General features: G+C 48.5%; 17 protein-coding genes. 16 read left to right on the forward strand and 1 reads right to left on the reverse strand.

The features are described from left to right. Nucleotide 1 precedes the first annotated feature (1 nt). From pknB to FQV30_RS06540, 4 genes are read left to right on the forward strand one after another with little or no spacing between them, the layout of a single operon-like run. Nucleotides 2-1,966 carry a Stk1 family PASTA domain-containing Ser/Thr kinase gene (gene pknB, locus FQV30_RS06525; RefSeq protein WP_146499289.1) on the forward strand — a complete coding sequence of 655 codons (1,965 nt, stop codon included), beginning with the start codon at nucleotides 2-4 and terminating at the stop codon, nucleotides 1,964-1,966. Nucleotides 1,967-2,004: 38 nt separating this feature from the next. After that, nucleotides 2,005-2,901 (forward strand): ribosome small subunit-dependent GTPase A, encoded by an 897-nt coding sequence (gene rsgA, locus FQV30_RS06530; RefSeq protein ID WP_146499290.1) that lies wholly within the window; start codon nucleotides 2,005-2,007, stop codon nucleotides 2,899-2,901. Then, nucleotides 2,894-3,559: a ribulose-phosphate 3-epimerase gene (gene rpe, locus FQV30_RS06535; RefSeq protein WP_146499291.1), complete on the forward strand. Its 666-nt coding sequence runs from the start codon at nucleotides 2,894-2,896 to the stop codon at nucleotides 3,557-3,559. The genes rsgA and rpe overlap by 8 nt, the downstream gene beginning before the upstream one ends. Continuing rightward, entirely contained in the window at nucleotides 3,556-4,194 is a 639-nt protein-coding gene (locus FQV30_RS06540) for a thiamine diphosphokinase (RefSeq protein ID WP_146499292.1), read from the forward strand. Before rpe ends, FQV30_RS06540 begins: the two co-directional genes overlap by 4 nt. Nucleotides 4,195-4,334: 140 nt before the next feature. Here FQV30_RS06540 and rpmB read toward each other — a convergent pair whose 3' ends face one another. Beyond that, nucleotides 4,335-4,523, reverse strand: coding sequence for a 50S ribosomal protein L28 (rpmB, locus tag FQV30_RS06545; protein WP_106531973.1), 189 nt, complete (start codon nucleotides 4,521-4,523; stop codon nucleotides 4,335-4,337). A 220-nt stretch (nucleotides 4,524-4,743) separates the two neighbouring features. Here rpmB and FQV30_RS06550 point away from each other — a divergent pair, with 220 nt between their 5' ends. The 12 genes from FQV30_RS06550 to smc all read left to right on the forward strand — a co-directional run bounded on the left by FQV30_RS06550 (nucleotide 4,744) and on the right by smc (nucleotide 18,717). Continuing rightward, nucleotides 4,744-5,106: an Asp23/Gls24 family envelope stress response protein gene (locus FQV30_RS06550; protein ID WP_106531972.1), complete on the forward strand. Its 363-nt coding sequence runs from the start codon at nucleotides 4,744-4,746 to the stop codon at nucleotides 5,104-5,106. Nucleotides 5,107-5,124: 18 nt separating this feature from the next. Continuing rightward, a complete protein-coding gene (locus FQV30_RS06555; RefSeq protein WP_146499293.1) occupies nucleotides 5,125-6,777 on the forward strand; it encodes a DAK2 domain-containing protein in 1,653 nt (550 codons plus the stop codon). Between the two features lie 163 nt (nucleotides 6,778-6,940). After that, entirely contained in the window at nucleotides 6,941-7,603 is a 663-nt protein-coding gene (gene sdaAB / locus FQV30_RS06560; RefSeq protein WP_146499294.1) for an L-serine ammonia-lyase, iron-sulfur-dependent subunit beta, read from the forward strand. Between the two features lie 15 nt (nucleotides 7,604-7,618). Continuing rightward, nucleotides 7,619-8,518 (forward strand): L-serine ammonia-lyase, iron-sulfur-dependent, subunit alpha, encoded by a 900-nt coding sequence (sdaAA, locus tag FQV30_RS06565; protein ID WP_146499295.1) that lies wholly within the window; start codon nucleotides 7,619-7,621, stop codon nucleotides 8,516-8,518. Continuing rightward, the gene (gene recG / locus FQV30_RS06570) at nucleotides 8,487-10,550 is read left to right on the forward strand and encodes an ATP-dependent DNA helicase RecG (protein WP_255473333.1); all 2,064 of its coding nucleotides are present in this window, start codon (nucleotides 8,487-8,489) and stop codon (nucleotides 10,548-10,550) included. The genes sdaAA and recG overlap by 32 nt, the downstream gene beginning before the upstream one ends. A 91-nt stretch (nucleotides 10,551-10,641) precedes the next feature. Continuing rightward, nucleotides 10,642-11,226 carry a transcription factor FapR gene (fapR, locus tag FQV30_RS06575; RefSeq protein ID WP_146499296.1) on the forward strand — a complete coding sequence of 195 codons (585 nt, stop codon included), beginning with the start codon at nucleotides 10,642-10,644 and terminating at the stop codon, nucleotides 11,224-11,226. After that, nucleotides 11,223-12,218: a phosphate acyltransferase PlsX gene (gene plsX / locus FQV30_RS06580; RefSeq protein WP_146499297.1), complete on the forward strand. Its 996-nt coding sequence runs from the start codon at nucleotides 11,223-11,225 to the stop codon at nucleotides 12,216-12,218. The genes fapR and plsX overlap by 4 nt, the downstream gene beginning before the upstream one ends. After that, the gene (fabD, locus tag FQV30_RS06585; RefSeq protein WP_146499298.1) at nucleotides 12,211-13,146 is read left to right on the forward strand and encodes an ACP S-malonyltransferase; all 936 of its coding nucleotides are present in this window, start codon (nucleotides 12,211-12,213) and stop codon (nucleotides 13,144-13,146) included. The genes plsX and fabD overlap by 8 nt, the downstream gene beginning before the upstream one ends. After that, nucleotides 13,143-13,889 (forward strand): 3-oxoacyl-[acyl-carrier-protein] reductase, encoded by a 747-nt coding sequence (gene fabG, locus FQV30_RS06590; RefSeq protein WP_146499299.1) that lies wholly within the window; start codon nucleotides 13,143-13,145, stop codon nucleotides 13,887-13,889. The genes fabD and fabG overlap by 4 nt, the downstream gene beginning before the upstream one ends. Before the next feature lie 40 nt (nucleotides 13,890-13,929). Continuing rightward, entirely contained in the window at nucleotides 13,930-14,163 is a 234-nt protein-coding gene (gene acpP, locus FQV30_RS06595) for an acyl carrier protein (RefSeq protein WP_146495553.1), read from the forward strand. 245 nt (nucleotides 14,164-14,408) lie between these two features. After that, nucleotides 14,409-15,164 carry a ribonuclease III gene (gene rnc / locus FQV30_RS06600; RefSeq protein WP_146499300.1) on the forward strand — a complete coding sequence of 252 codons (756 nt, stop codon included), beginning with the start codon at nucleotides 14,409-14,411 and terminating at the stop codon, nucleotides 15,162-15,164. 4 nt (nucleotides 15,165-15,168) lie between these two features. Then, nucleotides 15,169-18,717: a chromosome segregation protein SMC gene (gene smc, locus FQV30_RS06605; RefSeq protein WP_146499301.1), complete on the forward strand. Its 3,549-nt coding sequence runs from the start codon at nucleotides 15,169-15,171 to the stop codon at nucleotides 18,715-18,717. Nucleotides 18,718-18,720 lie beyond the last annotated feature (3 nt).

Consider the following 18,720-nt stretch of genomic DNA (forward strand, 5'->3'; position numbering starts at 1 on the left):
CATGTTGATCGGCAAAAGAATAAACGGCCGCTATAAAGTCATGGAACTGATCGGCGGCGGAGGAATGTCCAACGTCTATTTGGCGCACGATATGATATTGGACCGCGATATCGCAATCAAGGTTTTGCGCTACGACTTTTCAAATGAAGAAGAGCTTCGCCGGCGTTTTCAACGGGAAGCGCTATCAACAACAAGTCTTGCCCATCCGAATATCGTGAATATTTTTGATGTGGGGGAAGATGGCTCTATTCATTATTTGGTGATGGAATATGTACCTGGAAAAACATTGAAAGAATACATAATCGAACACTCACCGGTAGCGCCTGAACGGGCGGTCGAGATTATGAAACAACTGACTTCAGCCTTGGCACACGCTCATCATAACCAAATCGTCCACCGCGACATCAAACCGCAGAACATATTGATGGATGAAGACGGCAATGTGAAGATTAGTGATTTTGGAATCGCCATGGCATTGAGCGCAACTTCATATACCCAAACCAATTCCGTGCTTGGAACAGTGCATTATTTGTCTCCTGAACAGGCGCGCGGAGGAACAGCAAACAAGAAATCGGATATTTATTCCCTTGGAATTGTCATGTACGAATTGTTGACCGGGAAATTGCCTTTTTCCGGGGAATCGGCTGTTTCCATTGCATTGAAGCATCTGCAAACCGAAACTCCGTCCTTGCGGTCGATTGTACCGACCCTTCCGCAGAGTGTTGAGAACGTCGTTCTGAAAGCAACTGCGAAAAAAATGCAGTACCGCTACCAATCCGCCGATGAAATGGAAGCGGATCTATCAACCGTATTAGCTCCCGAGCGATTGAACGAACCGAAATTCAAAGTTCCTGAAGATCAGGATGAAACTCGTGCCATGCCCGTCATCAAAAATGTCGCAGCCTATGAAAATGCCGAGGATACAAAAACGATCACTCCTTTCCCGGCCGAACCCGGCAATAAATCAAAGCCGGCTCCGCCCAAAAAAGCCAAAGAAAAAAAGAAAAAGTGGCCGTGGCTATTGGCCATTCTTGGATTTTTGCTCATTGCCGGACTCGTAACTGCACTGGCATTCCCGGGGTTGTTCGGGCCAAGGCAAGCGGCTGTTCCGGAAGTGGCTGGGATGGAGCGGACCGAAGCGATTGAAGAGCTGAGGGCGGCCGGTTTCGTTTTAGGAGAGGAAACCGAGGCGTTCTCGGAAGAAGTTGAAGAAGGCGATGTTATCCGTACAATTCCGGAAGCCGGAAAAATGCGGGACCGTGAATCCGAAATCCAGCTGTTTGTCAGCAGAGGGAAAGAAACCGTTGAATTGGATGATTATGTAGGCGAAATGATTGAAGAGGCAACAGAGCTGCTGGAAGAACAGAATTTCCAATCGGTTGAACAAACCGAGGAATTTTCTGATGAGCCTGCGGGTACAATACTTGAACAGAGGCCAAGGGCAGGAACTGAGATTGTCGTCAGTGAAACCGAGATTGAGTTCACTGTCAGCAAAGGCAAGGACATGCGGGAAGTTGAAGATCTGACAGGCTATACGGAAGCCGATCTCAATGAATACGCGCGTTCATCCGGTTTCAACATCCGGATTGTCGGGGAAGAGTCTTCAGACAGCATAGAGGCAGGCATGGTGCTTGCGCAGAGCCCTGCAGGAAGTGAACAGCTTGAAGCCGGCAGTACCATTGAAGTGACCATGTCTTCCGGCCGGGCGGCATTGCCCTTGAAAACTTACATCAAATCTGTGGAAATTCCATATGAAGAGGAAGATGGGGAAGAACAGACGGTGCAAATCTATATTCAGGACCAGGATGACAGCATGGCGGAACCTGTCGAGGAATTCACGATCACGGAAAACGAAACAAGAGAAATTGAGCTGCAGATAGCGGAAGGCGAAAGTGCAGTTTACCGTATATTCCGGAATTCGACCGTGATTTTAGAAGAGACCATTCCTTATGATAGTGTGGAATGACAGCTGCCGATTAATGTGATTATAAAAGGAGTGAAAGCATGCCGAAAGGTCAAATTAGAAAAGCGTTGAGCGGATTTTATTATGTCCAGGACCAAGATGAAGACCGCTACATCCAATGCAGGGGACGGGGTGTATTCCGGAACCGGCAGATTTCTCCGCTGGTCGGGGATTTTGTGGACTATGAAGCGGATAACGATTTGGAAGGGACGATCACGGTAGTCCATGAACGCAAAAACGAACTCGTGCGGCCGCCGATCGCCAATATTGATCAAGCCATTCTCGTTTTTTCAGCGAAACAGCCGGATTTCCATCCGCTCTTGCTTGATCGGTTCTTAACAGCGATCGAATCGCATTTCATCAAGCCTGTGATTTGCCTGACCAAAATAGACTTGCTGGCAGAAGACGAAAAAAAGCAACTGCAAAAGTATATAGCGGACTACGAAAAAATCGGGTATGAAGTCATCCCCACTTTCAAAGGGGATGCAGAATTGGCGGAACGGCTGATGCCGGTATTGGAAGGGAAAACGAGTGTATTGGCTGGGCAGTCAGGCGTCGGAAAATCAACGCTTTTGAATACCATCCTGCCTTCGCTGGAGCTGAAAACCGATGATATTTCACAGGCGCTAAATCGAGGGAAACATACAACGCGCCATGTGGAACTTATCGAAGTGAATAAAGGGTTGTTGGCTGATACGCCGGGATTCAGTTCTTTCGATTTTGAAACTGTTGAAAAAGAAGAGCTTTCCGATTGTTTTCCTGAAATGGCTGAGCGCTCAGGAAAGTGCAAATTCAGGGAATGCCTGCATCTGAACGAACCGAAATGCGCTATAAAAGCAGCTGTAGAAGCTGATGAAATTCCGGATTACCGGTACAAGCATTACTTGAAGTTTTTAGAAGAAATTATGACGCGAAAGCCGAGGTATCCGAATGATTAAAATCGCACCGTCTATTTTAGCTGCGGATTTTTCCAAACTGGGAGAAGAAGTATTGGAAGTTGAAAAAGCAGGAGCGGACTGGATTCATATTGATGTCATGGATGGCCATTTTGTGCCGAACATCACGATGGGCCCGATCGCAGTGGAAGCGCTGCGGCCGCTGACGAAGCTGCCGCTTGACGTCCACTTGATGATTGAAGATCCGGACAGATATATTGAAGACTTCGCGAAAGCCGGCGCCGATTGGATTACCGTCCATGTAGAAGCGGCAACGCATCTACACCGGACGATCGAGCTGATCCGGTCGTTTGGCGTCAAACCGGGCGTGGTGCTGAATCCGCACACACCGGTCGAGTCCATCCAACACATTTTGGAAGATATTGATATGGTTCTGTTCATGACCGTCAATCCCGGGTTTGGCGGACAGAAGTTTATCCATTCCGTCATACCGAAAGTCGAGCAGCTTGCCCAGATCGTCAAGGACAAAAGCCTTTCGCTCGAAATCCAGATTGACGGCGGCATCAACGAAGAAACGATTGTGCTTTGCGCAAAAGCCGGCGCAACAGTTTTTGTTGCCGGATCGGCCATTTATGGCAAAGAAGACCGCGCTAAAGCGCTTCAGTCCATCAAAAGAGCCGGAGAAGAGGCGGTTTTGTGAAAGTCGTCCTTGTGGCTGGCGGGCCGGCGGATGAATTGCCTGATTTGTCGGCATGGCCGGATGCGGCTTATATAGGCGTTGACGCCGGTACTGTCAGATTGCTCGAGAATGGCATTACGCCAAACTGGGCTGTCGGGGATTTTGATTCGGTCACGCCAGAAGAGTACAGGGAGATTGAGAAGCTTTTCCCTGGCATAACCCGGGTAGCCTCAGAAAAAGACGAGACGGATACAGAGCTGGCGCTTGAGAAAGCGATGGAATTCCAACCGGAAACAGTCATCATCACAGGAGTTACGGGAGGGCGTCTTGATCATTATATGAGCGCTTTGCATGCTGTCTATTCTTACCAGCGAAACTTTCCGGCGGTCCGTTTTTTTCTCATCAACCATAAAAACCGCATCCGTTTTTTAACGCCTGGCCGCCATGGGGTGAAGCGGGATGAACGCTATCCTTTCATCTCGTTCTATCCTTTCGCTGAAACAGTGGAAGGATTGACTCTCGAAAGCTTTAAGTATGAAGTGGAAAGCGAATCGATCGCTTTCGGCTCGACACGCTTTATCAGCAACGAGCTTGAAGGAGAAGGGACGGTTTCTTTCACAAAAGGAAGCTGTATCATGATTGAAAGTGCGGATTGAACCCGAAAGCCCTTGCAGGAAACTTCTGCAAGGGCTTTTGAATGTTTGAAGATGAACCGGAATCGACCTAAAGAGATGATCCGGAACCCACGAAAAATGCCAGGCTGACGAGTGTCAGACCTGGCATTATTCATGAGCGATTATACGCGCTCAACTTTTCCTGATTTCAATGCTCTCGCAGAAACCCATACACGTTTCGGTTTACCGTCTACAAGGATGCGAACTTTTTGAAGGTTTGCTCCCCATGTACGTTTTGTCGAATTCATCGCGTGTGAACGGGCATTTCCGGAACGAGCTTTGCGTCCACTAACTGCACATACTTTTGGCATGTAAGTCCCTCCTCACAAGTGAAGCTGAAAATTATAATAGAATTTCAGTTCGTTTTTCATTTCACATACTTTAATAATTTAACATAGACATAAGGGGTTTGCAACTAATTTTCCTGCCCTTTCAAGAAAAAAACCTTTACACCCTTATCGCCTGCTTTTCTTATAGATTGGTTTCATGTAGAATGAAACTAGTGAAATAGGACTCAAGGGGGAATTTTGAATGTCGATTGAATTAAAAAACGACTATGGCCAAATCGATATTTCCAATGACGTGATCGCACAAGTGGCAGGCGGAGCGGCAATCGAATGCTACGGCATTGTGGGAATGGCTACCCAGCACCAGATCCGTGACGGCTTGACCGATATTTTGCGCAAGGAAAATTTCGCAAAAGGGGTCATCGTCCGGCAAGAAGGCACAGATCTGGTGATTGATATGTACGTCATCATCAGTTATGGGACAAAAATTTCTGAAGTGGCTTATCAAGTCCAATCTAAAGTCAAATATACGCTAACAAAAACCATCGGCATGCCTGTCAAAGCCGTAAACATTTATGTTCAGGGAGTTCGTGTCACGAACCCGTAAGAGGAGGAAAAATTGGTTATGAAGCTATTGAACGGTATTCAATTCGCCGAAATGGTGCAAATGGGAGCTCATCATTTGTTCCAGAACGCGGATTATGTAGATGCATTAAATGTGTTTCCGGTGCCTGACGGCGATACGGGGACGAATATGAACCTATCGATGTCATCCGGAGCAAAAGAAACGGAAGCAAACGCTCAGGAGCATATCGGCAAAACCGCCGGAGCCTTGTCGAAAGGGCTCTTGATGGGAGCACGCGGAAATTCGGGCGTCATTTTATCCCAGTTGTTCAGGGGGTTCAGCAAGCATATAGAGAACAAGCCGGAATTATCGGCGGCCCAATTTGCCGATGCTTTGCAGCACGGTGTTGAAACCGCTTATAAAGCAGTGATGAAGCCGGTAGAAGGAACCATTTTGACAGTCGCGAAAGATGCTGCCGCAAAAGGGATGGAATTGGCTAAAACCGAAGAAGATTTGATTGTGCTGTTTGAAGGGGTCGTAGCTGAAGCGAAAGCCTCGCTTGAGCGTACGCCCGACCTGCTTCCTGTCCTTAAGGAAGTCGGGGTTGTCGACAGCGGCGGGCAAGGGCTCGTTTATGTCTACGAAGGCTTTTTAGCATGCTTGAAAGGCGAAAAACTGCCTGAAAAACACGCTCATGGCACTATGACGGAACTTGTCAGTGCAGAGCATCATAAAAGCATTGCAGGATTTATGGACACGGCAGACATCGAGTATGGCTATTGCACTGAATTTATGGTGAAATTCGAAGAAGGCAAGCAAGAATTCAACGAAGCTTCTTTCAGGAGTGATTTAAGCGCTTACGGAGATTCCTTGCTGGTGATTGCTGATGACGAGGTGGCGAAAATCCATATCCATTCCGAAGAACCGGGGAAAGTTCTTACATATGGCCAACAATACGGCAGTTTGGTCAGCATGAAAATCGAGAATATGCGCCAGCAGCATATCGACATCGTTGGAGAAGATTTCAAAAAAGATGCGCCTAAGGCGAAAACCAAACATCCATATGCAGTGGTCACGGTAGCAATGGGCGAAGGCATAGCGGAATTGCTCCGTTCCATAGGGGCTTCATTTGTGATAGAAGGCGGCCAGACGATGAATCCGTCGACAGAAGATATCGTCAACGCGGTCAAAGAGATTGAAGCGGAGCGCGTGTTGATCTTGCCGAACAATAAGAACATCATCATGGCAGCTGAACAAGCGGCTAAGATGCTCGATATCGAAGCTGCAGTGGTTCCGACCAAAGACGTGCCAGAAGGCATGACGGCTTTGCTTGCTTTCAATCCTTCTGCTTCAGTGGAAGAAAATCGGGAACTGATGGCCAACGCGTCGAAAAACGTCAAATCCGGATCGGTCACTTATGCTGTCCGTGATACCTCTATCGATGGAATTGACATTAAAAAAGACGATTTCATGGGGATATCGCAAGGCAAAATCGTAGTTTCGGACTCCAGTCTCCAAATGGTCACGGAAGAGCTGGCTAAAAAACTGGTTGACGAAGACGCTGAAATCGTAACAATCCTTTATGGGGAGGACGTCAACGAAAGCGACGCGGAGAAACTCGCTGAATTTATCGAGTCCCTCAACGAAGAAGTTGAAGTGGAAGTCCATAACGGCAAACAGCCTCTCTATCCTTATATTTTGGCAGTAGAATAAAAATCACCCTTTTTCAAGCGATTTTAAAATGTCCAAACCCTAATTAATAGGGAAAAAAAGACGAAAGGCGCATGCAACAGGCATGCGTCTTTTATTTTTGTTAAATGTGGCAAATTCATGTAAACTAGTACTATACGCACCTAGAAGGAAAGGGGTTTGAGCAATGAAGTTCAAATCTGTATTTGATATAATCGGGCCCGTTATGATCGGTCCATCTTCTTCCCACACAGCGGGAGCAGCCCGCATTGGGCGAGTGGCGAGAGACCTGTTCGGACGCCAGCCGAAATGGGCAAAAATCCACTTATACGGCTCGTTTGCGGAAACCTACAAAGGGCATAGCACGGACGTGGCCATCATTGGCGGCCTGCTTGATTACGATACATTCGACGAACGCATTAAAACATCTTTTGAAGAAGCGGAAAAGCTAGGTATGGCATTTGAATTCATACCGGAAGTCGGGAATGTCGACCATCCGAACACAGCGCGAATTGTTGTAGGGGATGACCGCTCGGAAATGTCGATGATGGGGATTTCCATCGGCGGCGGAAAAATTGAAATAACAGAGCTCAACGGTTTTCCATTAAGGCTTTCCGGAAACCATCCAGCTATCCTGGTAGTCCATGAAGACCGGTCGGGGTGTATTGCAAACGTTTCCAATTGTTTGTATAAATATGATATCAATATCGGCCATATGGAAGTTTCCCGGAAAGAAAAAGGGCATATGGCGTTAATGGTCATCGAAGTGGATCAAAATGTTGATAAAGAAGTGATGGATGAGCTGAGAGAGCTTCCGAACATCACGCAAGTCACGAGAATCGCAGATTAAATGGAGGAATAAACCGTGGAATATCTATTTCGCAACGTACGGGAACTAGTGGAGCTCGCAGAAAAGGAAAACAAGCTTATTTCCGAAATCATGATTGAACAAGAAATACTTGTGACCGACCGGACCCGCGAAGAAATCATGAAACAAATGGACCGCAATCTGACAGTGATGGAAGAGGCGGTGGAAAAAGGTTTGAAAGGTGTGCAGTCGGTATCCGGTTTAACAGGAGGAGATGCAGTCTTATTGCAGGAATACATGGCAAAAGGCAATTCATTGTCCGGGGACCTGCTTCTTGACGCAGTCAGCAAAGCGGTGGCGACCAACGAAGTGAATGCCGCAATGGGAACTATCTGCGCGACCCCTACAGCAGGTTCTGCCGGTGTTGTTCCCGGCACGTTGTTTGCTGTTAAAAACAAATTGAATCCTACACGTGAACAAATGATCCGTTTCTTGTTCACATCCGGCGCCTTTGGGTTTGTTGTAGCAAACAATGCTTCAATCTCAGGCGCAGCGGGCGGGTGCCAAGCGGAAGTCGGCTCAGCGGCAGCAATGGCTGCAGCTGCGATTGTAGAAATGGCGGGCGGTACGCCGCAGCAAAGTTCAGAAGCGTTTGCTATCACGATGAAAAACATGTTGGGCCTTGTCTGCGATCCGGTGGCGGGATTGGTGGAAGTGCCTTGCGTTAAACGGAATGCAATGGGAGCGGCAAACTCTGTTGTGGCGGCCGATATGGCGCTTGCAGGCGTGAAGAGCCGGATACCATGTGACGAGGTGATCGGCGCGATGTTCGAAATCGGCCAGTCGATGCCGAGCGCACTCCGCGAAACGGCAAAAGGAGGTCTAGCCGCTACTCCGACAGGCAAATGGCTGGAAGCGAAAATTTTTGGCGGGGCAGTTGTTGGCAGTGGACGTTAAAACGCCGGTTACCGCATTGAAAGGGGTAGGCAAAACAGCGGCTGAATCCTTGCAGGAAATGAAAATTGAAACGCTCCATGACCTTATCATGACGTTTCCATACCGCCATGAAGATTTTCAGTTGAAAGACTTGGCTGATACGCCACATAATGAACGGGTCACTGTGGAGGGAAGGGTCGAAAGCGAGCCTTCCGTCCTTTTTTTAGGAAAAAACAAATCACGCACGCAAGTGCAAATTTTGGTCGGACGGCATTTGGTCAAAGCCATCTTCTTTAACCAGCCTTATGTGAAAGCGAAATTGCGCATCGGGGAAGTTCTGACTTTGTCAGGCAAATGGGACCGGGGGCGCCAGGTTATTACGGTGCAAAGCCATTCCATCGGCCCAAAAACTGGCGGAGCGGATTTTGAGCCGGTATACAGTTTGAAAGGTTCAATCTATCAAAAGACGTTTCGGAAACTTATGAGGCAAGCGTTGGATTTGGCGAAAGAAGATTTGGAGGATTGTTTGCCGCACCGTTTTTTGGATGGATATCAATTGCCTTCCATCCAAGATGCTTTGGAATGGGTCCACTTTCCGCCGGATGGAGATATGCTGAAACAGGCGCGCCGCCGTTTTGTCTACGAGGAGCTTCTGATGTTCCAGCTGAAAATGCAGTCGCTGCGGAAAAAGAACCGCGAGGAAGAAGGCGGATCGTTCATCAATTACGATTTGGAGAAGCTTAAGAATTTCATCCAATCCCTGCCCTTCGATCTGACTGCTGCCCAGAAACGCGTCGTCAATGAGATATGCAAAGATATGCGGGAGCCTTTCCGCATGAACCGTTTGCTGCAAGGTGACGTTGGTTCAGGGAAAACGGTTGTCGCTGCGATTTCGCTATATGCGGCAGTTACCGCTGGACTGCAGGGAGCCTTGATGGCCCCGACGGAAATTTTGGCGGAACAGCATGCCAATACGCTGGCGCAATGGTTTGAACCGCTCGGCCTAAACATCGCGTTGTTGACCGGAGGAGTCAAAGGTAAACGGCGCCAGCTGATTCTGGATCAATTGGCTGCAGGTGAGATCCAGATACTGATCGGGACCCATGCGCTGATCCAGCCTGATGTGCAATTCAGGAAGCTTGGGCTTGTCATTACGGATGAACAGCATCGCTTTGGTGTCGATCAGCGCCGCGTGCTGAAAGACAAAGGCTATAATCCGGATGTCTTGTTTATGACAGCAACCCCCATCCCGCGGACCCTCGCCATCTCGGCTTTCGGTGAAATGGATGTGTCCGTTATCGATGAAATGCCGGTAGGGCGGAAAGAAATCCAGACATTCTGGATGAAGAAAGACATGTTTGGAAAAATTTTAGGGCGCATGGAAAAAGAATTGGCGGCAGGGCGGCAGGCATATGTCATTTGCCCGCTTATTGAAGAATCGGATAAGTTGGATTTTCAAAATGCGGTTGAACTGTTCCAGCAGCTGTCGAGCCATTTCCATGGGAAATTCACGGTCGGTTTGATGCACGGGCGTCTGCACTCCGACGAAAAAGAGGAAACAATGCGTGAATTTACAGAAGGCAAAATTTCCGTGTTGGTTTCGACCACAGTGGTTGAAGTGGGGGTTAACGTGCCGAATGCATCATTCATGCTTATTTATGATGCCGAGCGCTTTGGCTTGTCCCAGCTGCACCAGTTGCGCGGACGCGTCGGGCGCGGGAGCGAGCAATCGTATTGTGTGCTTTTGGCCGATCCCAAAACGGAGATGGGCAAAGAGCGCATGGCTTCAATGACTGAAACGAACGATGGCTTCGTGCTTGCTGAAAAAGATTTGCAGCTTCGCGGCCCGGGAGACTTTTTCGGACGGAAGCAAAGCGGTGTCCCTGAATTCAAGATGGCCGATTTGGTGCATGATTACCGAGCGCTTGAAACCGCGAGAAAAGATGCTGAAAAACTGGTCAATAGCGAAGAATTTTGGAGCAGTGATGAGACAAAATGTCTGCGTGAGCATCTTGAGGAATCAGGAGTTCTATCAAGTTCCCGGTTGGATTGAGGATGCGAGGATTGCGAATAATCCTTGCATTCTTTTTTTGTTATTTATATACTCGTATTAGTACCAAGTGCTAATAGCGGGCGGTGACATTGTGAGAAGACCGAAAAAAGAACGGCAGCAAGCGCTCAAAGAGTCGATTCAGGCCAATCCGTTTGTAACGGATGAAGAATTGTCGGCTGAGTTTGATGTCAGCGTCCAAACGATTCGCCTGGACCGGATGGAGCTGGCGATTCCTGAGCTGCGGGAGCGCATCAAGCATGTGGCTGTGAAAACATATGAAGATGAAGTGAAATCTTTGCCGATCGATGAAGTTTTCGGGGAGATTATCGATATTGAATTGGATGAACGGGCAATCTCGATTTTTGATGTGAAGCCGGAACACGTTTTTCAGCGCAATAAAATCGCAAGAGGCCACCATCTATTTGCGCAGGCAAACTCGCTTGCCGTTGCAGTCATGAACGACGAATTGGCGCTTACAGTAAAATCGGAGCTGCAATTTCTGCGGCCGGTGACTGCTGGGCAGCGCATCGTGGCGAAAGCGCAAGTTGTAGAACGCAATCCGGAAAAAAACCGGGCGCATGTAAAAGTGGTATCTTCGGTTGACCAAGCAACGGTTTTTATCGGTACGTTTGAAATGTACCGAATGACGGAGCAAAGCGAAGGTGATGGACAGTGAAAATAGCAGTAGATGCAATGGGCGGCGACAACGCTCCTAAAGAAATAATGGAGGGTGTGTACAAAGCGCTGGCGGAATTCAACGATTTGGAAATCCAGCTATATGGGCATGAAGAAAAAATGCAGCCTTATTTACGGGCACAGGACCGCCTCAGCATAATCCATTGCGAGGAAATTATCGAAGCGGAAGATGACCCTGTGCGGGCTGTCAGGCGCAAGAAAGATGCCTCGATGGTACAGATGGCGCAAGCAGTGAAAGACGGGCGGGCGGATGCTTGTGTATCCGCCGGCAATACCGGCGCTTTGATGGCGGCCGGGCTGTTTGTAGTCGGCCGCATTGAAGGGGTCGACCGGCCGGCGCTAGCGCCGACCTTGCCGACGATAGACGGCAAAGGGTTTGTCATGCTTGATATGGGGGCAAACGCGGAAGCCCGGCCGGAGCATCTTGTGCAGTATGCGGTCATGGGCAGCATTTACGCGGAGAAAGTCCGCGGCATCAAGAACCCGACGGTTGGATTATTGAACATCGGGACCGAAGAGAAAAAAGGGAACGAACTGACGAAAGCCGCGTTTCCATTGTTGAAGCAAGCACCGATCAATTTTATCGGCAATGTTGAATCGCGCGATTTGTTGAACGGAGCGGCAGATGTTGTGGTGACGGATGGATTTACCGGCAATATGGTTTTGAAAACGATCGAAGGAACGGCCATGAACGTTTTTGCCATGATAAAAGACGTCTTTATGGCTTCAACGAAGACGAAAGTCGCAGCTTTCCTTGTGAAAGATAATTTGCGCGGGCTTAAGGGCATGCTCGACTATAGCGAGTATGGCGGTGCTGGATTGTTCGGTTTGAAGGCGCCTGTCATCAAAGCCCACGGCTCTTCGAATGCCACTGCCTTGTTCAACGCCATTCGCCAAACGCGCACGATGGTTGAAAATAATGTCACCGGCACAATCCACAGTACACTGGAAAAGGAGAAACAAAATGAATAAAATCGCCTTTATCTACCCTGGGCAAGGTTCTCAAACTGTAGGAATGGGAGAAACATTCCTGAACGACAAAACGAGCCGCCAGTTTTTTGAAGAGGCAGATCAAGTGCTGGGCTTTAAGCTGTCTGACTTGATGCTGCAAGGCCCGCAAGAAGAACTGACCCTTACATACCACGCGCAACCGGCTCTTCTGACCGTAAGCGCCATGATCACTGAACGTTTGAACCGTATGGGCATTGTCCCCGATTATACCGCTGGGCACAGCTTAGGCGAATACAGTGCGCTTGTCGCTTCAGGTGTACTGCCATTCGAAGCGGCTGTCAACATCGTCCATAAACGCGGATTGTTCATGAACAGCGCAGTGCCTGCAGGCCAGGGTTCTATGGCGGCAATCCTTGGCATGGACAGCGAAGAACTTGAGAAAGTGACGGACGAAGCGACAGATGCAGCAGGCGTTGTGCAGCTTGCCAATCTGAATTGTCCTGGGCAAATCGTCATCTCCGGAACAAAGGGGGGCGTGGAGGAGGCATGCAGGCTGGCAAAAGAACGCGGCGCGAAACGTGCGATTCCTCTTGATGTAAGCGGGCCTTTCCATTCCGAATTGATGCGCCCCGCCTCGCAGGATTTATCCAAAGTGTTGAGCCAGGCTTTCCTTGAAGATGCGGCTGTTCCTGTTGTGACAAATGTGACGGCGAAAAGTGAAACGAATGCGGTGCAATTGCAGGACCTGCTTATCCGCCAGCTATACTCCCCGGTCCTTTGGGAACAATCGGTAAGAGAAATGATCGAGCTTGGCGTAACGGTATTTGTCGAAATTGGCCCTGGGAAAGTCTTGAGCGGATTGGTCAAGAAAATCGACCGATCGGTCACTACATTGCCGATTTTCGATCAGGAATCTTTTGAAAAAGCGGTAGAGGAGCTGAAAAAATGACCAACTTGACAGGAAAGACAGCCATTATCACAGGGGCTTCACGCGGTATCGGCGCTGAAATCGCCCGCAAACTGGCAGATGCCGGTGCGAAAGTTGTGGTTAACTATAGCGGCAGCCAGGAAAAAGCGGAGTCGGTCGTTGCGGATATCCAGGCAAACGGCGGAGAAGCCCTTGCGGTGAAAGCGGACGTATCAGATGCTGATGCGGTGAAAGCGATGGTCGACGAAACGCTGAAAGCTTTTGGATCAGTCGACATCTTAGTGAATAACGCAGGAATCACCCGGGACAATTTGATGATGCGCATGAAAGATGATGAATGGGATGATGTTATCAACACAAACCTGAAAGGCGTTTTCATTTGCACGAAAGCGGTGACCCGGCAAATGATGAAGCAGCGTTCAGGCCGCATCATCAATATTGCATCGATTGTTGGCGTTATGGGCAATGCCGGACAAGCGAATTATGTTGCTGCAAAAGCAGGCGTCATCGGTTTGACTAAGACGACAGCACGGGAACTGGCAAGCCGAAATATTACGGCGAATGCGGTCGCTCCTGGATTCATCACTACAGATATGACAGACAAGCTGAGTGAGGATATCCAAAAAGCAATGCTTTCACAAATTCCGCTTGGCCGTTTCGGCAAGCCGGAAGAAGTGGCGAAAGCAACCCTTTTCCTTGCTTCAGAAGATTCTTCTTACATGACAGGCCAAACACTTCACCTGGACGGCGGCATGGTCATGTGACAAGAAATTCTGTATACTGATTTGAGGGGAGGTGACGACATTGGCAACAGTACTAGAGCGAGTAACAAAAGTAATCGTGGATCGTCTTGGAGTAGAAGAAAGCGAAGTGAAGCTTGAATCTTCATTCACAGGCGACCTTGGTGCAGACTCATTAGACGTAGTTGAATTGGTTATGGAACTTGAAGATGAATTCGATATGGAAATTTCCGACGAAGACGCTGAAAACATGTCTACAGTAGGCGACGCGGTTAAGTATATCGAAAGCAAGCAATAATTTAATCCATTTAAGTTGAACATATTTTTAAACTATCGGCATTACGCAAAACAGCTCCGGGGACTCTTTGCCCCTGCAGCGCTGCGCAACAGGATAATTGTTTAATTCAACTTATATAATCTATTCAATCCGATTGACGCACAAACGCTCACGATACGAGCGGTTGTGCGTCAATTCTCTTTTTGCACAATGCAGGAAAACAAGGTAAAATTAGATGAAGAACAGCAAAGGAAGGCAGATAAAAAATGGCCATGAAGAAAAAAGCAAATCATCAAAAACCGGGAGTCCTTAGAGAAAGTGAACGAGCGGCTTTTGGAAAGCTCCAGCAAGAACTGAATATAGCCTTTAAGCAACCTGCATTGCTTTATCAAGCTTTTACCCATTCATCTTATGTGAATGAGCATCGAAGAAGACATTACACAGACAACGAACGCTTGGAATTTTTGGGCGACGCTGTTTTGGAATTGTCGGTGTCCCACTATCTATACACGAAGTATCCGGAAATGAGCGAAGGGGAATTGACCAAACTGCGTGCGGCCATCGTTTGTGAGCCGTCACTCGTCACTTTTGCCAATGAATTAGGTTTCGGCAAATATATCCTTCTTGGGAAAGGCGAAGAACTGACAGGCGGAAGAACTCGGCCGGCGTTGCTCGCGGATGTTTTTGAATCTTTTGTCGGGGCCTTGTATCTGGACCAAGGATTGGAAGCTGTAGTGGCGTTTTTGGAAGTGGTATTGTATCCAAAAGTGGAAATCGGTGCTTTTTCGCATGTGATGGATTATAAGAGCCAGTTGCAGGAACTGGTGCAACAGAAAAACAACGGTGCGTTGACGTATGAAATTATTGATGAAAAAGGGCCTGCACACAGCCGGGTGTTTGTGACGCGCGTCTCACTTGCCGATAAGGAATTGGGCATCGGAAACGGCCGTTCAAAAAAAGAGGCGGAACAGCAAGCTGCACAGCTGGCGATCCGTAAATTGCAGGAAGCTGTGGAGGATTGAAAAGATGTTTTTGAAGAGATTGGAAGTAATGGGATTCAAGTCGTTCGCTGACCGCATCGGCATCGATTTTGTCCCGGGTGTAACTGCGGTAGTCGGACCAAATGGCAGCGGAAAAAGCAATGTTACAGACGCTATCCGCTGGGTTCTAGGCGAACAGTCGGCAAAATCGCTCCGTGGCGCGAAAATGGAAGATGTCATTTTCGGGGGCAGCGATTCCAGAAAACCCCTCAATTTTGCGGAAGTAACGTTAATATTGGACAATACAGACGGCCGGATCCCTCTTGATTACAGCGAAATCAGTGTAACTAGGAGGGTTTTTCGCAGTGGCGAAAGCGCCTATTTGCTGAACAAGCAAAATTGCAGGCTAAAAGACATTACGGACTTGTTCATGGATTCCGGGTTAGGGAAAGAAGCGTTCTCGATCATTTCACAAGGCCGTGTTGATGAGATCTTGAACAGCAAAGCCGAAGACCGCCGTTCTATTTTTGAAGAGGCGGCCGGCGTTTTGAAATACAAACAGCGCAAGAAAAAAGCGGAAGTGAAATTGAACGAAACAGATGACAATCTAAACCGCGTGCTTGATATCTTGCATGAACTTGATGGGCGGATGGAGCCGCTGCAAATTCAGGCTTCTGCGGCGCGGGATTACCTGGACATGAACGGGCAGCTAAAGGACGCGGATATCGGTTTGCTGGCATTCGATATTGCACAATTGGAACAGGAACTAAGCCAATTGACTGCGGAAGCTGCCAGCCATGCGGAAAAAGAAACGCGGTTAGCCGCGGATATCGATGGCCAGGAAAAAAAGATCCGCGCAATCCGCAAAAACTTGACCGGGCTCGACAGTCAAATTGACGAAGCCCAAAATCATTTGGTCGAAGCAAGCAGTGAAAGCGAGAAGTGGGAAGGCCGCAAATTGCTCATGTCGGAGAAAAAGAGCAATGCTCATCGACAAGCCCAGCAATTAATGGAATTGGTTGCAGCCGAAAAGCAAGAAAACGATTTTTTGGAGAAAAAGTACAATGAGCAAGCGGCATTGCTGGAAGAGCGGAAAAAGGAGCAGCAATCGCTCCGTTCCGCCATCAAGCAGCTTGAAGACCAGCTGAACCGGACGCCTGCTGATATTGACGAAGAAATCGATTCGCACAAATCCGTCTACATCGATTTGATGAATGAACAGGCAAGCGTGAAAAACGAGTTGAAAAATATTGATCTGCAAGAACGGCAATTGTCCGAGTCAAGCAGCCGGATCGCAGTGCAGCAAACGGATTTCGCCGCGGAAGTGGCAAAGATGGAGGCTGAAAAAACTGCGGCGGAAACGAAGCTGGCAGACATCCAGCGGTTATTGGAAGAGAAACGCAGCAAATACCGGACAACAGAGATTGCCTATACCAAACTGAAGACGGCATATGACGAAAAGCAGTCGATGCTGTTTCAGGCGTATCAATCACAAAAACAATTAGCGGCGCGTATTGAGACGTTGCAGGAACTGGAAGCGGATTTCTCGGGCTTTTTCCAAGGGGTCCGGGAAGTGCTGGTAGCGCGGCAAAGAGGGCAGCTTCAAGGGATCGCCGGGGCGGTTGCTGAAATGGCGCAAGTGGAACAGAAGTATGCAAAAGCGATTGAAACCGCTCTTGGCGGTTCCAGCCAGCATATAATTACTGAAACCGAACAACATGCCCGTGAAGCGATTGAATTTCTGCGGAAAAAGAAAGCGGGGCGTTCTACCTTCCTGCCGATGACCGTCATGAAATCCAGGAAGGTTCCGGAACAGACGCTCGCCTCGATTCAACAGCACCCGTCATTTGTGAAAATGGCTTATGAACTTGTGGCATATGATGCTTCCTACAAAATGATCTTTGAGAACTTGCTTGGCAATGTCATCATTGCTGAAGATCTTAAAGGAGCAACTGCAATCGGGAAATTGACGATGAACCGCTACCGCGTGGTTACGCTTGAAGGGGACGTGGTCAATGCCGGAGGATCGATGACCGGCGGCGCCAATAAGACCCAGGCGTCTTTCTTCACCCGGAAAGCGGAGCTGGATCAATTGATTGTCCAAGCCGGGAAAATGGCTGAAACGATCAGCCATGCAGAAAAAACGGTGAAAAAAGAACAGGCAGAAGTGCATGGAACCGAGCAACGGTTGAATAATTTGCGTTCAGAAGGCGAGAAATTCCGCGATTTGGAATCAGAACGTTCCATTATCCTGCGGGAGATCGAAGCGGTATTAAAAACGACGCGTGAGCGGTACCGGATTTTCATGGCTGAACAGAGGAACAAAGAGCTGGATTTGACTGATGTCACAAACCGGAAGAAAACGGCGGCCGGCCGCTTGGGAGAAATCGGTGCTGAGCTGTTATCGATTTCTGCGCAAATTGATGAGCTGACCGATTTCAAGCAGAAAAACGAATCTGCACGTGAAGCGATCCTTTCAAAGCTGATGGAACAAAAGTCGGCTTTGGCGGTTATGAAAGAGCGCGTGGCGCAGCTTGTTGAAAGCGAAGCCGAACTTGCTGAACGAAAACGGAAGAGCGATCGCAAATTGCTTGAAAACCAAAAAGAGCTGGAATGGATTCAGTCAGAAGAAGCTTCGAAAGTATATTCTGATGAAGAAATTCTGGTGGAAATCGCCAGATGGACGGACAAGAAACAGCTGGAACAACAGAAAATACATGATTTGAGGCAGCAGCGTTCCGAAAAGCAAGGGGAATTGGATGCACTCGAAGACCAGCTTAAAGAAACACAGCGCCTCTACAGAGGGTTTGTGGAAGCCATCCGTATATGTGAAGTCCGTTCGACCCGTGTCGATGTGCAGATGCAAAGCTTTATCGAACAGCTGGAAAACGATTATCAGCTGACGCTTGAAGAAGCCAAGCAAGTGGAATTGGCGGACGAAGAAGCGGCTGTGCGGAAAAAAGTGAAATTGCTGAAGCAATCGATTGAAGAGCTGGGACCGGTCAATATCGGGGCAATCGAGGAATTTGACCATGTAGCCGAGCGGCACAGTTTCTTGACAGAACAGCGAAATGATTTGAACGAAGCGAAAGATACGCTCCGGACTGTTATCGAGGAAATGGATGAAGAAATGACCAGCCGTTTTGATTCGACTTTCCATGCCATCCGTGTACAATTCCAACGGGTATTCAAAGAGCTGTTCGGCGGGGGGGCCGCGGACCTGATCTTGACCAATCCGGCGGACCTGCTTTCGACTGGAGTCGAAATCGTAGCCCAGCCTCCGGGCAAAAAATTGCAGAATTTGACCTTGCTGTCCGGCGGTGAACGGGCGCTGACGGCTATCGCTTTACTGTTTTCGATTTTGAATATCCGACCGGTTCCATTCTGTGTGCTGGATGAGGTGGAAGCGGCGCTTGATGAGTCGAATGTTGTGCGCTACAGCCAGTATTTGAAGAAATTCAGCGAAGACACCCAGTTTATCGTCATCACACACCGCAAAGGGACAATGGAAGGCGCTGATGTCCTTTATGGAATCACTATGCAGGAGTCTGGCATTTCCAAACTGGTGTCTGTTAAGCTGCAAGAAGAAATGTAAATA

The organism is Planomicrobium sp. CPCC 101110 (assembly GCF_007859395.1).
In the GTDB taxonomy this organism is placed as follows: Bacteria; Bacillota; Bacilli; order Bacillales_A; family Planococcaceae; genus Planococcus.

What these genes read in the sequence shown, in the direction of transcription:
- pknB (WP_146499289.1), top strand. Translation starts at nt 2, where the DNA reads ATGTTGATCGGCAAAAGAATAAACGGCCGCTATAAAGTCATGGAACTG.
- rsgA (WP_146499290.1), top strand. Translation starts at nt 2,005, where the DNA reads ATGCCGAAAGGTCAAATTAGAAAAGCGTTGAGCGGATTTTATTATGTC.
- rpe (WP_146499291.1), top strand. Translation starts at nt 2,894, where the DNA reads ATGATTAAAATCGCACCGTCTATTTTAGCTGCGGATTTTTCCAAACTG.
- rpmB (WP_106531973.1), bottom strand. Translation starts at nt 4,523, where the DNA reads ATGCCAAAAGTATGTGCAGTTAGTGGACGCAAAGCTCGTTCCGGAAAT.
- FQV30_RS06550 (WP_106531972.1), top strand. Translation starts at nt 4,744, where the DNA reads ATGTCGATTGAATTAAAAAACGACTATGGCCAAATCGATATTTCCAAT.
- FQV30_RS06555 (WP_146499293.1), top strand. Translation starts at nt 5,125, where the DNA reads ATGAAGCTATTGAACGGTATTCAATTCGCCGAAATGGTGCAAATGGGA.
- sdaAB (WP_146499294.1), top strand. Translation starts at nt 6,941, where the DNA reads ATGAAGTTCAAATCTGTATTTGATATAATCGGGCCCGTTATGATCGGT.
- fabD (WP_146499298.1), top strand. Translation starts at nt 12,211, where the DNA reads ATGAATAAAATCGCCTTTATCTACCCTGGGCAAGGTTCTCAAACTGTA.
- fabG (WP_146499299.1), top strand. Translation starts at nt 13,143, where the DNA reads ATGACCAACTTGACAGGAAAGACAGCCATTATCACAGGGGCTTCACGC.
- rnc (WP_146499300.1), top strand. Translation starts at nt 14,409, where the DNA reads ATGGCCATGAAGAAAAAAGCAAATCATCAAAAACCGGGAGTCCTTAGA.
- smc (WP_146499301.1), top strand. Translation starts at nt 15,169, where the DNA reads ATGTTTTTGAAGAGATTGGAAGTAATGGGATTCAAGTCGTTCGCTGAC.